The organism is Janthinobacterium sp. 1_2014MBL_MicDiv (genome assembly GCF_001865675.1).
Classification (GTDB): domain Bacteria; phylum Pseudomonadota; class Gammaproteobacteria; order Burkholderiales; family Burkholderiaceae_D; genus Janthinobacterium.
Window position 1 is genome coordinate 3,532,221 of record NZ_CP011319.1, and the last position, 14,028, is coordinate 3,546,248.

Below are 14,028 nucleotides of genomic sequence, written 5' to 3' on the forward strand. Positions count from 1 at the left end.
CACACTCTTCACGAAAGAACCTTGCCCAATGAGCATCATCAGCAATGCATTGTCAGGCAGTATCGCCGCCCAGGCCGCACTCAATGCGGCCAGCCAGAACATCGCCAACCTGCAAACGGCAGGCTATACCCGCCAGGGCGTGCTGCTGTCCTCGCTTGGCGCCGGCGTCGGCGTACGCTCGGCCGGCAATGGCGTGGAAGTGTCGGCCCTCCTGCGCTTTGCCGATGCCTACAAGAGCCAGCAAATGTGGCGCGCCGCGTCCGACCAGGGCGCCCGTTCGCAGACCCAGCCTTACCTGACGCAGCTCGAACGCGTGATGGGCGACGATGCATCGAGCATCAGCAACGGCCTCGACGGCTTTTTCGCCGCCCTCAACGCGGCTGCCGTCGACCCCACGTCGACGCCGCTGCGCCAGCAGATCATCACGGCGGCCGACGCCATGTCGCAGCGCTTCAACAGCATCAGCACCGTCATGGGCAACCAGTTGCTGTCGGTGCACCAGCAACGCGCCGCCATCGTGCCGCAGGCCAATACGGCGCTGCAGAATATCGCCGCGCTGAACCAGCGCATCAGCACCTCGACGGCCTCGGGCACGAACGTGTCGTCGCTGATGGATGCGCGCGACCAGCTGATCGACGGCCTGGCCGCGCAAATGGGCATCGAAGTGCTCGACCAGCCCGACGGTTCGCGCAATGTCTCGCTGAAATCGGGCCAGCCGCTGGTCATCGGCGGCATCGCCGGCTCCCTGAGCAGCACCATGACGGCGACGGGCGACCAGACCCTGAGCCTGGACTTCGCCAAGTCGACGTACACCCTCGACACCGTTGCCATCGGCGGCCAGATGGGCGGCCTCGGCGAATTCGAACAGAACACCCTGAAGCCGCTGCAGCAGTCGCTGCGCGACATGGCCAGCAGCGTGGCCAGCAAGGTCAACGCGCAGCTGGCCCTGGGCCAGACCATGACCGGCACGACCGGCGGTCCCCTGCTGGTGTACGCGAATGACAAGCTGAGCATCACCGCCGGCTTCAACGCCAAGGACCTGGCCCTGTCGCTGACGGGCGCTGCCGGCGACAGCGGCAACTTGCAGAAATTGATCGACATCAAGAATCAATCGATCAATGTCAACTGGGTGGGTTCGGTCCTGATCAGCGACGCCGACACGCAGCTGGTCGGCAAGCTGGGCATCTACAGCCAGCAGAACCAGGCCTTGCTGAAGACGGCCAATACGGTGCGCGCGCAAGCCATCGACGACTGGAAGTCCACCAGCGGCGTGAACAAGGACGAGGAAGCGATGAACCTGGTCGAATTCCAGAATATGTATCAAGCAAACATGAAGGTCATTTCCGTGGCGAATACCTTGTTTGACGCCACTTTGGCAATGATGGGTTAAGGAGAAGATCATGCGTGTCGCCAGTAGCCAGTACCAATCGCTGATCAATATTTCGCTTCAGCAAAACCAGGAACGCATCAATTACCTGACCCAGCAGATGTCGTCGGGCCTGCGCATCCAGCTGCCGTCGGACGACCCGATCGGCAACGTGCGCATTTCGCGCCTGACGCGCGAGCAAGCCATGGTCTCGCAATACCAGGACAATATCGCCACGGTAAAAGTGCGCCTGCTGAAAAATGAAAATTACCTGTCGAGCATGGTCACCGACATGGGCCAGGCGCGCGACCTGCTGGTCTGGGCCGCCGACGGCGGCAATGCGCCGGACGACCTGAATGCGATGACGCAATCGCTGACGGCCATGCGCGACAGCGTGCTGTACACGGCCAACCTGAAGGACCAGGAAGGCCGCTACATGTTTTCCGGCACCGCCACCGACCAGCCCGCCATCAAGTACGACCCGACGGCCGCCGTGGGCGCGCGCTACACATATATTGGCAACACCGACACGCAAACCGTGGTGGTGGGCAATGGCGTGACGCAGGCGGCCAACGTCGACGTGAAAAACCTGGAAGTGTGGCTGAACAAGATCGACCAGGCCATCACCACCCTCAGCGTCCCGGGCGTCAACGCCAACGATCCGGCCGTGCGCACGGTGGTGGGCGCCGCGCTCGACGGCACGGATGACGGCATGGATTTGCTGGCCGGCAAGATCGCCATCTTCGGCGGCGCGCAAAACATCCTGACCACGCTTTCCGGCAACCTGGACAACGTATCGCTGTCGAACAATACCGCCCTGCTGGACTTGAAAAAGACCGACATGGGCGCGGCCGCCATCGAACTGACCGGCTACCAGACGGCCCTGCAAGCGACTTACAAAGCCTACGCCAAGGTGGGCACCATTTCCCTGTTTGACCTTCTCTGACCATCATGCACATCGCTCAGACCTCTTCCTCCTCCGGCGTCAGCGCCAAGGGCGCCGGCACAGCCCGCGTCGTCGATGACGCGTCCGCCGCCATCAACGGCAGCGCCAGCTCCAGCGCGCGCCCTGAAGCGCCGGCGCCGGCGGCGAGGAGTTCGACGGCGAGCCTGAAGCGTGGCCTGAGCAACTGGGATCACCAGCTGCAGGGAGAAATTTCCAACGCCCAGCAAACGCTCGACTACCTGGCGCGCAGCAGCAGCCAGCTGCAGGCGCTGAAAAGCGAGCTGGCCGCCAAGCTGGTCGCGCGCCAGGGCCGCGAGGGGCAGGTCGAGGCGCGCGTGCGCCAGTTCAGCAATACTTGGCGCCAGCGCGCCAGCGCCTCGGGCGGCACGCTCGATGCACAGCTCAGCTACACCAGCCCGCAGCCGGCGCAGCAGAACTTCAGCATCCGCGGCCTGACCATGGCCAGCCTGCAGGAAGGGCCGCAGGAAGTGCTGGCCTTCTCCGTGGGCGGCGCGAACCAGGCCTTGCGTTCCGTGAATATCGAACCGGGTCTCAGCGGCGAGCAGATCATCGCCCGCTTCGACCAGGCGCTGATGCCGTCGGGCATCCGCGTCAAGCAGGGCGAGAATGGCGAACTGGTGTTCAGCACGCCGGAAGCGGCGTGGGCCAACGTGCGCGACAGCCTGTCCGTGCGCGGCAGCGGCATCCGCTACCCGACCGGCCAGATGAGCCGCGTGCGCACGGATGCGGAACCGGCCGCCATCGCGCCGGAAGAATGGAATACCGGCGACGTCGAAGCCCTGCGCGCCACCTTGCAGCAAGTGGTGCAGGCGCTGGCGCACCTGCAGCAGGCACGCAGCTCCGTCAGCCTGGCGCTGGCGCAAGCCACCGGACGGGTGGCGCGGGCGCAGCCGGCGCAGGTCAGCGTCAGCATGGACACGCTGGCGGAAAATTTCACGGAAAAAGCCAGCAAGCCCGGCTATGAATCGCTGCTGGCGATCAGCTCGGCCCTGGTCGGCATCAGCCGCGAGCGCGTGGTCGCCCTGCTGGGACTGGGCTAGGCGCCGCCTGCGCGCCGCGCCGTCACGCGGCGCGGCGCACATTAAAATCGGCGCTCCCCTATCTGCCGGCGGTGAAAATCCGTAAGATGCTGCTGGTGCGCCGGCGCCATGCGATGGCCGCCAGCACATCCCCGTCATCCACACCCGGAGTTCCCTTGATTAAGACCGTCGCCCGGCTGATCAGTCATGCCCTGCTGGGCAAACGCGGCAAGCAGCCGCTCGATATCGCGCGCGTGCGCAAGGTATTGATTTTACGCAATGACAAGATCGGCGACATGATCGTCACCACGCCGCTGCTGCGCGCCTTGAAGCAGCATTATCCCCACTGGCAGATCGACGTGGCCGCCAGCAGCGCCAACCGCGCGCTGCTGGTCGGCTGTCCGCATGTCGACGACGTCGTAATCTGGGACAAGCAATCGCTGCTGCGCGATCTGCGCACCACCATCGCCGAGCTGCGCCGGCGCCGCTACGACGTCATCTTCAACCCCTACAACCGTTTTTCCATTCCCTTGCTGTTGCGCATCAAATGGCTGGGCGCCCGCTATTTGACGGGCTTTGCCATCCCCAAGTACGGCACCTCGACGGCCAGCCTGGGCATGTTCGACCATACGGTGCCGTGCGACCGCAACGCGCACATCCTGCGCAGCTACTTCGCCGCGTTTGCCGCCTTTGGCTTGCGCGACATCGATGAGCGCTACGAACTGTATGGCGTCGATGCGCATGCGGCGCCGGTCGATGCGGCCTGCGACGCCCTGCTGCGCGACTACGCGGGCCTGTTTTGCCTGAATTTCCAAGGAAGCAATACGCAACGCACGGTCAGCGTGGCCGACGCCCAGCGCTGCTGCGCCGCGCTGGCGGCGCGCTATCCGCGCCATGCCTTGCTGGTGATCGCCGCGCCGGGCGGCGAAGCGCGCGCCGGGGAAATCGTGCACGGCGCCGCCCGGCCGAATGTGCTGCTGGCGCCCGCGACCGCTCATATCCTGGCGCTGGCGGCCCTGGTCCGCCGCTGCGAACTGGTGGTGTCGCCCGACACGTCGGTGATCCACCTGGCCTCGGCCTACGACAGGAAAATCGTCGGCTACTATATCCGCACCGACAATTACCGCTGGTTCTACCCGGCCAGCAGCCGCTACCGCGTCCTGCTGGCGCCCGGCCTGACCCTGGACAGCGTCAGCGCCGCCGACACCGTGGCGGCCGTCGAGCAGCTGATGGACGGCGATGGCGAGGCAGGCCAGCCCCTTCAGGCAGCCGGCTGAGCGGCCAGCATGGCGCCCAGCTGCGGCGCCGGCAAGGCATCGGAAAAGAAATAGCCCTGTGCATAATCGCAGCCGGCCGCGCGCAGCAGGTCGCGCTGCACGGCCGTCTCCACGCCCTCGGCCACCACTTTCAGGCCCAGCCGCTGCGCCAGCGCGATGATCGCTTCGCACAGGGCCAGTTCGGCATCGCCCTGCCCCAGTTCGCGCACCAGCGAACGGTCGATCTTGAGAAAATCGATATCGAACTTCTTCAGGCAGCCCAGCGAGGCCTGGCCGCTGCCGAAATCGTCGAGCGCCAGCGCCAGGCCCATGGCGCGGAACTGGCGTAGCCGCTCGCCCACCTGGCGCGCCTCGTCGAGCAGCACGCCTTCCGCCATGTCGATCACGATGGCGCCCGGCGCCAGTCCTTCGCGCGCCAGGTGCGCCGTCCAGTCCTGGTACAGCGCCGCATCGCAGCGAAATTCCACGGCGGACTTGTTGATGCTGATCTGGAATGCGGCGCCGGACGCGGCCTGCCACTGCCGGGCCTGGCGCACGGCCTGGCGGAAGACCCAGTCGCCGATATCGATGATCAAGCCATTGGCTTCCGCAAACGCCATGAATTCGGCGGGCGCGAGCAGGCCGCGCTGCGGGTGGCGCCAGCGCAGCAACGCCTCGGCCCGCGCGATGCCGCCGCCCTGCAGGCTGACGATGGGCTGGTAATGCAGCTCGAACTGTTCCTGCGCCAGCGCCAGGCGCATGTCGCGCGCCGTGTTGCGGCGCAGTTCGGCCGCCTGCTGCAAGGCCGGCGTGAAATAGCTGTAGCAGTTGCGCCCCGCATTCTTGGCCGCATACATGGCCTGGTCGGCATGGCGCAGCAGGGTTTCCGTTTCCTCGGCGTCAGCCGGATACAGCGCCACGCCCACGCTGGCCGATACTTGCGCGCTGTCGCCATCGAGCATGAAAGGCGCGGCCAGCGCCGCGATCAGCCCCTGCAGCACGCGTTCGATGCCGCCCAGCTGGCCCACGCCGGCCAGGAGGACGGTGAATTCATCGCCGCCCAGGCGCGCCACCGTATCCGTCGAGCGCACGCGCTCGCTGATGCGCCGCGCCGCCAGGCGCAGCAGCTGGTCGCCCTTTTCGTGCCCGAAGCGGTCATTGACTTGCTTGAAATGGTCGAGGTCGATGAACAGCAGGGCCAGGCAAGCACCTTCTCGCTTGGCGCGGCGCGCCTCGTTATGCAGGCGGTCGAGGAACATGTGGCGGTTCGGCAAGCCCGTCACCTGGTCGAAGTTGGCTTGCTGCCAGATGCGCTCGGACGCCTCGCGGTGGGCCGTGATGTCGCTGACCAGCGCCAGCGCGCCCAGGTAACCGCCGCCGGAATCGAAGATGGGATTGGTGGCCAGCGTGGCCCACAGCGCGCTGCCGTCGCGGCGCAGGAACTTGAATTCATGGCGCTCGGCGATGCCGTCCTGGCGCCGCGCGATGTTGCGCTCGAGAATGGCGCGCCCCTCGTCGTCCATGAAGGCCACCAGCGGCTGGCCCAGCATGTCCTCGATCTGGCAGCCCAGCATGTGCGCCATCTTCGGATTGACAAAGCTCGTCAGCGCCTGCGCATCGATTTCCCAGATGCCCTCCTCGGCGCTGTGGACGATGCGCCGGAAACGCTCCTCGCTGCGTTCGAGCGCGGCCAGCTTGCCTTCGGCCTGCTCCAGCACCAGGCGCAGCGTCTGCCCGCCAGGGTCGGCGCTGCCCAGCAGGCTGACGGGCAAGCCCGGTTCCGGCGCATCCGGGCGCAACCGCACTTGCAGCTGGATGCGCTCCGGTTCATCGCTGTTGAGCACGCGCTGCACGAACTGCGCGTAATCGTGGCGGAACGCCTCGTGTACATAGGAACGGAACAGCACATGGCCGGGGCAGCCGCGCGCCAGGCCGAACAGTTCGGCGGCGACCAGGTTCAGCTGCAGGATCACGCCATCGAGGCCCAGCACGAAATAGGCGACGGGCGCCAGCAGGTACAAATCGTTGAAATACGCCTGTTCGCGCTCGACCCGCACGCGCGCGGGGCTGAAGACGCCGTCGTCGAGCAGGGGGGCGTCAGGCCGCGGCGCGCCGTCGTCGGGACGCGCGGAGGAATCCAGTCCAGGTACCGCATGCGGTGGTTTGTCCATGGCTATCCTTTGCAGCGCCGCCCAGACAATCAGGCGGACACTGCCCCGAGACTAGCACTTAGCCGGCCCAGTGTCGAGCCATGCGCGCCATGGATAACTTTTCTACAACAAGCGCCTCAGCGTCCGTGCGCCATGGGGCGCCGGCGCAAGCCGAAGTCGTGCCCCACCACCAGCAGGGTGCTGGCCACCAGGCTGGACAGGCCCACGATCAGCTGGATCAGCTTATCGTCAGGCAAGATCCACAACGAGGATGCGGGCGTCTCGCAGCCGGTGGCGGCGCTGATCAGGGGCGCCACCCAGGCCGCGTCCGGCGTCACGTCGAGCACCACCGCGCCATCGGCGCTGGTCTGCATGTAGATGTCGCCGCCTTCGGCCAGGGTGAAGCAGATGCCGACGCCCGTTTCCGTGGCGCGGATATTGTCCTGCATGCTGCGGTTATGTTCCTCGATCCACACTTCCACGTCATACGGCGTTTCCAGGTGCTCCCAGGGGCGGGGGCGGAAACGCGGGCGTTCGTCCGGCGTGGCGGGGGACTCCGGGGTGTTGCTGTCTGCTGCGCCTTGCATGCTCTTGACCTCATCTGCGGTGATACGGCGGAACCAGTTGCCCGCCAGCCCACATTATCCACCGTCTGCCCGTTGCGCGGTATGCCGGCGTGCGCCTTCATTCCATGGAGCCATCAGAAAAACTGACAACTATCAACTTCAAACATCAGCATGACTGACTTAAAATATGCGCCACTTCTTCTTTACAGGCTTTACATGCAAGGCATCAAGCGCAAAATCGTCTACGTCACCGCCTTTGAAATCATCGGCATGGCCATTTCCACACTCTGGCTGACCCTGCTTTCGGGCGAATCGCCCACCAGCACGGGGCCGCTGGCGATCATGATCACCACCATCGCCGTCATCTGGAACCTGCTGTACAACACGGCCTTCGAATACTGGGAAATCCGGCAAGTGTCGCGCACGCGCACCGTGTGGCGCCGCATCCTGCATGCGATCGGCTTCCAGATCACCCTCGTCATCTACCTGATCCCGCTGATCGCCTGGTGGCTCGATATCAGCCTGTGGCAGGCGTTCGTGCTCGACTTCGCGCTGATGCTGATCATTCCCTGCTACAGCTTCATCTTCAACTACTTCTTCGACGGCCTGTTTGGCGTGCCCCTGTCGGCGCAGCAGCCGAAAGAAGAGCCCACCGACGTTCAGGCCGCTTCGCTGAGCAACTGAAGAAAGGACCGCGCCGCCATGCCCAGCGGCCGGTCCTTGCACCACACGAGGTGGATAGGCAGCACCAGGCCATTGCCCGTGTTCTTGAACGCGACGCGGCGCACGCGCCCCGCCGCCAGCGAATCGGCGATGGCCGAGGCGGCGAAATTGCCCCAGCCCAGGCCCGCCTCGACCATGGACAGCGCCATCGGCAAGCTGTCCGTGCGCCAGTAGGACAGTCCCACCACGGGACGCGCATCGGCCAGGTCCAGTTCGCGGCTGGCCACGATGATCTGGCGCAAATTCACCAATTCCTCGATATACAGGGGCCGGCCCGCCTCGCTGGGTGCATGCTGCGTGGAAATAATCGCCAGCAAGGCATCGCTGCCCACCAGCTGGAACTGCTCTTCATGGTTGATGCGCCCGCCGCCGAAGGCCATGCAGGCGCTGATGCGGCCCCGGTGCAGCATGTCGAGCACGTCATCCTGCGGCGCCGTCAGCACCTCGATGTCGAGCAGCGGGTGGCGCTGCGACAAGGCCCGCACGGCGCGCAAAAAAGGCGCATGATCGAGTTCTGCCGCGATGCCCAGCGAAATGCGGCTTTCCAGGCCTTGCGACAATTGCTGCGCATGCAAGTGCAACTGTTTCAGCTGGTCGGCGATCAGGCGCGCATGGGGTATCAGGGCCACGGCGGCCGGCGTGGGCACGGCTTCGCGCGCACCGCGGTCGAACAGGACGATCCCCAGTTCCGCCTCGATATTCGCGATCGCCATGCTGACGGCCGACGGCGCCCGCCGCAAGGCGCGCGCGGCGCTGGAAAAGGAACCGCCGTCGACGACGGCCAGGAACAGTTCGATGTTATGGCTGGACAGTTTCATGGGGCAGGAAGGGAAAAGCGGCACTTTTGCGCGCGCCGGCGGTCAAACAGCAAGGACAAGCACAGGAGCAGCCATGCATCATGCACTCACCTACCGCCGCGGCGGCTATGTATCGGACTTTACCCGCTTTATCGATGGCTATCTGCAAGCGCATCCCGAGGTGCAGGCCAGCCAGCGCCGGGGCTGGCGCATCTTCTGGGAGCGCCCCGTGAATTTCGACGCATGGCGGCGCGCCGGCAACGATAGCGTGCCGGAGCCGCCCTACCACTACGATTAGCGAGCAAGCGCCTGACAACATCGTCGTGGCATCGTCGTGGGGCAGCGACTGGCGGGCAGGACTCCAGCCGTACCAGGGCACGGCTGCAGTGGCCATCGCAGGCCGCAAGGCGCGCCGCGCGCGGTTGGGCCTGGCGCTTACCCTTTCCAGGTGCGCTGCAGCCCCGTATCGGCATGGATCCAGCCGCCACGGGGGCCGGAACGGTAATAGAAGCCCACGCCGCCCTGCTTGAAGCTGCGCACGAGCGAACCGAGCACTTCCGCGTTCAGGTTGGCCACGCGGATGTCGGCGGCACGGCCCGAGATGTGCAGCGACTGGCGCGCGGCCGGCACGCCCGCTTCGCGCAGCCGGCTGTTCGACTCGGCCGTGCGGTAGCCCGACAAAATCTCCAGCGGCTGCTCGATGCCGTAGCGGGCCACGAACGCTTGCGTGCCCCACAGGGTTTCCAGCAGTTTCGGGTCGATCGGCGCCGTCTTCTTGCCGTTGACGTCGCGCAGCAGATGGCACAGCTCCTGGTAGGCTGAATCGATGACCTCGCCATCTTTCCAGTACAGCAGTTTCGCCTTTTCATTGCTGGCCGGGCGCACCACTTCCAGCGTGCGCGGCTTGAGCCAGAATTCCAGGTCCAGCGCCTGCGCGTCGAAGATGTCGGGTGGCGGTTCCAGCTCCGTGATGGGCTGGCGCGTCTGCGAGGTGACGGAGCGGTCGATGCTGGCCAGCTGCGTCGGCTGCGGCGGCACGCCCGTGCGCGGGGCGCGCGGCTTGGCGCTGGCCGTGGCCGAGGCGGGAGCGGCCGTGCGCGAGGCGCAGCCGATGAGGGGAGTGGCAACCAGGCCCAACGCGGCCAAGCTCATACCGTGGTGTAGAAAATTTCTGCGCGATGCCATAGTCATTCCAATATAACGATACGAATACTATAGCGTATTGTGCTGCGAAGAAAAACCCTCAATGCCTATCGTACGGGCCTGATTGCGGCCCATGGCGCCTCAGGCGGCAAAAGCGACGGGCGCGATCGCCCCTTTTGCCTGTGCCAGCGCCGTCAGGGGCTTGTCCAGCAAATAGCCCTGGGCCACGATGGGCAAGCCCGTAGCCGCGGCGATGCGCTGCAGCGCGGCCAGCGCGGCCGGCGTATCGAGGCGCTTGAAGACGACGCGTATCTTGGCCGCATGGCAGAGGGTGACGAAACTGGCGGCCGCGTCCTCGTCGCTGAGGTTGCCCGCGTCGAGCTTGAAGGCGTGCGGATGCAGGCGCTCCAGCATGCCCGTGGCCTCGTGCACGCTGGCCACGTTGATGGCCAGGCGGAAACCGTTGCGGCGGTAGTTGTCGGCCACGTAATTGAGCAGCCAGCCCTGGTTCGGCGTAACGGCCGGCAATTGCAGCACGATGCGCTCGATCGGCAAGCCCAGCGCGTCGAGGATGCGCTGGAAGGCGTGGCCATGGTTGCTGCTGACGGCGCTCAGCAGGCGGTCATGCACGTTCAGGTACAGGTCCGACTGTTCCGCTTCCGGCTGGCGGAAGAAATTGATGGCGTGCAGCATGCGGCACAGGCGGTCCAGCTCCACGGATTCATCGTCGCTGGCCGCGTGGTCGAGCAAACGCCACAGCGACAGGCCCTCATCGGCCCTGGAGACGCTGCGCGCCAGGCCTTCGAAGGCCACCAGCTTGCCGCTTTCCAGTTCGCGCAGCGGCTGGAAGGCGCTCGTCATGGTGCAATTGAAGAAGCGCCCCAGCGCCCTGCCCTCGTCATCGAGCCAGACGCTGGTGCCGGCCTGGGTTTGGTGCGACAGGCGGGCCAGGTAGTTTTTCAGGACGGGAAACGGCATGGAGGGCTCCTTCATCGGGCTGCACCAAAGCCCCTTATGGGGACGGCGGTGCCAAAGTGTGCAGACTAAGGCAAGGCGAATCGCAGGAGAACGAATGGTTTCGCCGTTTGATATGCGCCCAGCGCATAAGGAGAAGACAACGGCCGGCGCATAACGATAGTCAGAAACATTCCTTCCCGCCCCCTGGTGCAGGCTTTACTGTTGCCGTGTACCGATATCATCAGGAAGGGCCGCCATGTGCCAGTTACTCGCTATGAACAGCAGCAAGCCCGCCGCGCTGGGTTTTTCATTCGCCGGCTTCGCCGAACGGGGCGGACGCACGGACGAGCACCGCGACGGCTGGGGCATCGCCTATCATTCCAGTAGCGGCTGCACCCTGCTGACGGATCACCTGGCCGCCATCGATTCGCCGCTGGCGGCCACGGTGCAGCAGCATCCCGTCAAGGCGAAGAACATCGTCGCGCACATCCGCAAGGCCACGCAGGGCCGCATCGCGCCGGAAAACACGCACCCGTTCGCCCGCGAGCTGTGGGGCAAGACCTGGTCCTTCGCCCATAACGGCGACTTGAAGACGTGGGCCGCGCCCGCCAATGCGCATTACCGCGCCAGCGGCGACACGGACAGCGAACAGGCGTTCTGCCACTTGCTGGCCAGCCTGCGCGCGCGCTTTCCCGGCGGCGAACCGGCACGCGGCCTCCTGCGCGCCGCCATCGCCGAGGTCGCCACAGAGATCGCCGCGCATGGCAGCTTCAATTTCATCCTCTCCGATGGCGAGGTGCTCTTCGCCCACTGCTCCACGCATCTGCACTACGTGATCCGCGAATACCCATTTTCCGTGGCGCAACTGATCGACTGCGAGCGCAGCATCGACTTTCGCCAGCACAACCACCTCGACGACCGCATCGCCGTCATCGCCACGCATCCGCTGACGGAAAACGAGGACTGGGTGGCGTTCGCGCCCGGCGAATTGAAACTGTTTGCCGGCGGCACCCTGCTGCAGGCGAGCGAGACGGCACCGCAAGGCGTGTATATCCAGATCAGTTACTGAAGGGAAATTGTGAGGGAGATGCTCAAACGGAGGAAAAGGCCCGCCGCCGGATGGGCGGGCTGAGGGGAATAGCCGTCAGGCCGAGTTGCAGTTGCAAAAGCGCTTGCGCTTGGGATCGCCGCTGGCCAGGCCGGCCGGGTCGATCTGTTTCCAGCAAAAAATGGTTTCCACGCCATACGGCGAGCGCACATTGCCCGCCTCGACATAGCCCTGCTTGACGAAAAAGGCCTGGCTGCTGGCCGTGCTGTGCAGCTGCAGGGCCTTGATGCCCCACTCCCGGGCCTGCTCTTCCAGGCGTTCCACGAGGGCCTTGCCCGCGCCCCGGCCTTGCGCCTCGGGCAGCAGGTAGCACAGGGCCAGCTTGCCGGCACGCGTCAGCAGGCCGACGCCGACGACGGCGCCCCGGTCGACGGCGACCAGCGAAAAATTGGTGGGCGAGGCAAACCAGCACGCCACCATCTGCGGTGTTTTATTGCCCAGCCAGGCTTCCAGGATGGCCGGATCATCGCGATGATCGAGGCTGCAGCATTCGACGATCGAGCGTCGTAATACATTGCACGCTTCGAATGCGTCAGTCGATGTTGCAATACGAATTTCAAGACTCATGTACGCTCACAAAATATTCCAGTTGCCGATACAGGCGGTTTTCACCCTGTAGCGCGCAATTCGACTATACACCAAGCGGCGCTTTCGGGTTTTTTCGCGCCACGCCACGGGTCGGTTTTACCCATGGCATGGCGTTGCAGATCAGCGCCCATCCCCGTAGATGAATACACCCCCTGCCGGGATAAACTCTAGGCCCTGCCACGCATCTTGCCCACGAATGTTTCCAAAAAACGATATCTGTTTTTTAGAGGAAACGGGAATCGGATCTAAGCATATTACGAAAAATTCGTTTCTTTTCCGGCCGGAATTTTAGACTATGTCTATCTATTCTCACAACAAGAGTTCAACATGACCCATACCAACGCCGTATCGACGACCGTATCGACGCTCAGCCAACGCTCGCGCCGCTGGTTCCTGGCCAGCGCCCTGGCCGCCTCCGCTGCCGCCATGAGCCTGCCGATGTCCGCCAGCGCGGCCGAACCGGTGGTCTTGCTGAATGTCTCGTATGACGTCATGCGCGAACTGTTCAAGGACGTGAATCCCGCATTTATTGCTGAATGGCAAAAGAAAACGGGCGAAACCATCACCATCAAGCAATCGCACGGCGGCTCCAGCAAGCAGGCGCGCTCCGTCGCCGATGGCCTGGAAGCGTCCGTCGTGACCATGAACCAGGCCAACGACATCGATCTGCTGGCCGACCGCGGCCTCGTGGTGGCCGATTGGGCAAAAAAATTCCCGAATAACGCGGCACCGTTCTATTCGACCATGGTGTACCTGGTGCGCAAAGGCAACCCGAAACAGATCAAGGATTGGGACGACCTGGCCAAGCCCGGCATCAAGGTCATCGTGCCCAACCCGAAAACTTCGGGCAATGGCCGCTACACCTACCTGGCCGCGTGGGGCTATGCCGTGAAAAAAGGCGGCACTGAAGCGCAGGCGCGCGACCTCGTCACCAAGCTGTTCAAGAACGTGCCCGTGCTCGACGGCGGCGGCCGCGGCGCCACCACCACCTTCACGCAGCGCGAAATCGGCGACGTGCTGGTGACGTTTGAAAATGAAGTGCAACTGGTGCGCAAGGAATTCGGCGACAACTTCGAAGTCGTGTATCCAAGCATCTCCATCCTGGCCGAGTCGCCGGTGGCCGTCGTCGACAAGGTGGTCGACCGCCGCGGCATCCGCAAGGAAGCCACGGCCTACCTGCAATACCTGTACTCGGAACCGGGCCAGGAATGGGCCGCGAAGCACTTCCTGCGCCCGCGTTCGGCCGCGGTCGCGAAGAAATACGCGGCCAGCTTCAAGCCGATCACCCTGTTCACGGTCGATGACGTATTTGGCGGCTGGAAACAAGCGCAAAAGAAACACTTTGACGATGGCGGCGAATTCGACAAGATTTATCAGAAGTAAGTTTG

At 64.5% G+C, this 14,028-nt stretch carries 14 protein-coding genes; 8 read left to right on the forward strand and 6 right to left on the reverse strand.

Annotated elements, in window-relative coordinates; all coding sequences use genetic code 11:
• Window positions 1-28: 28 nt before the first annotated feature.
• The 4 genes from flgK to YQ44_RS15270 all read left to right on the forward strand — a co-directional run bounded on the left by flgK (window position 29) and on the right by YQ44_RS15270 (window position 4,629).
• Window positions 29-1,390, forward strand: a complete 1,362-nt coding sequence (gene flgK, locus YQ44_RS15255) for a flagellar hook-associated protein FlgK (RefSeq protein WP_071324117.1) — start codon at window positions 29-31, stop codon at window positions 1,388-1,390.
• Window positions 1,391-1,400: 10 nt separating this feature from the next.
• A complete protein-coding gene (gene flgL, locus YQ44_RS15260; protein ID WP_071324118.1) occupies window positions 1,401-2,312 on the forward strand; it encodes a flagellar hook-associated protein FlgL in 912 nt (303 codons plus the stop codon).
• Window positions 2,313-2,317: 5 nt separating this feature from the next.
• Window positions 2,318-3,373 carry a hypothetical protein gene (locus YQ44_RS15265; RefSeq protein ID WP_071324119.1) on the forward strand — a complete coding sequence of 352 codons (1,056 nt, stop codon included), beginning with the start codon at window positions 2,318-2,320 and terminating at the stop codon, window positions 3,371-3,373.
• Window positions 3,374-3,528: 155 nt separating this feature from the next.
• The gene (locus YQ44_RS15270) at window positions 3,529-4,629 is read left to right on the forward strand and encodes a glycosyltransferase family 9 protein (protein WP_071324120.1); all 1,101 of its coding nucleotides are present in this window, start codon (window positions 3,529-3,531) and stop codon (window positions 4,627-4,629) included.
• Here YQ44_RS15270 and YQ44_RS15275 read toward each other — a convergent pair.
• Window positions 4,614-6,779, reverse strand: a complete 2,166-nt coding sequence (locus YQ44_RS15275) for a putative bifunctional diguanylate cyclase/phosphodiesterase (RefSeq protein ID WP_198043697.1) — start codon at window positions 6,777-6,779, stop codon at window positions 4,614-4,616. The two genes, YQ44_RS15270 and YQ44_RS15275, sit on opposite strands and share 16 nt — an antisense overlap.
• Before the next feature lie 116 nt (window positions 6,780-6,895).
• Entirely contained in the window at window positions 6,896-7,345 is a 450-nt protein-coding gene (locus YQ44_RS15280) for a hypothetical protein (RefSeq protein WP_071324121.1), read from the reverse strand.
• 195 nt (window positions 7,346-7,540) lie between these two features.
• Here YQ44_RS15280 and YQ44_RS15285 point away from each other — a divergent pair, with 195 nt between their 5' ends.
• On the forward strand, window positions 7,541-8,008 hold the full coding sequence (locus YQ44_RS15285; RefSeq protein WP_071324122.1) for a PACE efflux transporter: 468 nt from the start codon (window positions 7,541-7,543) through the stop codon (window positions 8,006-8,008).
• Here YQ44_RS15285 and YQ44_RS15290 read toward each other — a convergent pair.
• Entirely contained in the window at window positions 7,984-8,865 is an 882-nt protein-coding gene (locus YQ44_RS15290; protein ID WP_071324123.1) for a LysR family transcriptional regulator, read from the reverse strand. The genes YQ44_RS15285 and YQ44_RS15290 overlap by 25 nt on opposite strands.
• 73 nt (window positions 8,866-8,938) lie before the next feature.
• Between YQ44_RS15290 and YQ44_RS15295 the strand changes: the two genes are divergently transcribed.
• Window positions 8,939-9,142: a DUF3460 family protein gene (locus tag YQ44_RS15295; protein ID WP_071324124.1), complete on the forward strand. Its 204-nt coding sequence runs from the start codon at window positions 8,939-8,941 to the stop codon at window positions 9,140-9,142.
• Window positions 9,143-9,279: 137 nt separating this feature from the next.
• Here the strand turns inward: YQ44_RS15295 and YQ44_RS15300 are convergent, their stop codons facing one another.
• Together YQ44_RS15300 and YQ44_RS15305 are read right to left on the reverse strand one after the other, a co-directional pair.
• Complete coding sequence (locus YQ44_RS15300) at window positions 9,280-9,996, reverse strand: YcbK family protein (RefSeq protein WP_071324125.1); 717 nt, start codon at window positions 9,994-9,996, stop codon at window positions 9,280-9,282.
• A gap of 132 nt (window positions 9,997-10,128) precedes the next feature.
• Window positions 10,129-10,965 carry an EAL domain-containing protein gene (locus YQ44_RS15305; protein ID WP_071324126.1) on the reverse strand — a complete coding sequence of 279 codons (837 nt, stop codon included), beginning with the start codon at window positions 10,963-10,965 and terminating at the stop codon, window positions 10,129-10,131.
• Between the two features lie 253 nt (window positions 10,966-11,218).
• On the opposite strand from YQ44_RS15305, the gene YQ44_RS15310 reads away from it, so the two are divergent.
• On the forward strand, window positions 11,219-12,013 hold the full coding sequence (locus YQ44_RS15310; protein ID WP_071324127.1) for a class II glutamine amidotransferase: 795 nt from the start codon (window positions 11,219-11,221) through the stop codon (window positions 12,011-12,013).
• 75 nt (window positions 12,014-12,088) lie between these two features.
• On the opposite strand, the gene YQ44_RS15315 is transcribed toward YQ44_RS15310, so the two are convergent.
• Window positions 12,089-12,619: a GNAT family N-acetyltransferase gene (locus YQ44_RS15315; protein ID WP_071324128.1), complete on the reverse strand. Its 531-nt coding sequence runs from the start codon at window positions 12,617-12,619 to the stop codon at window positions 12,089-12,091.
• Window positions 12,620-12,967: 348 nt separating this feature from the next.
• Here YQ44_RS15315 and YQ44_RS15320 point away from each other — a divergent pair, with 348 nt between their 5' ends.
• Window positions 12,968-14,023 (forward strand): sulfate ABC transporter substrate-binding protein, encoded by a 1,056-nt coding sequence (locus YQ44_RS15320; protein WP_071324129.1) that lies wholly within the window; start codon window positions 12,968-12,970, stop codon window positions 14,021-14,023.
• Window positions 14,024-14,028 lie beyond the last annotated feature (5 nt).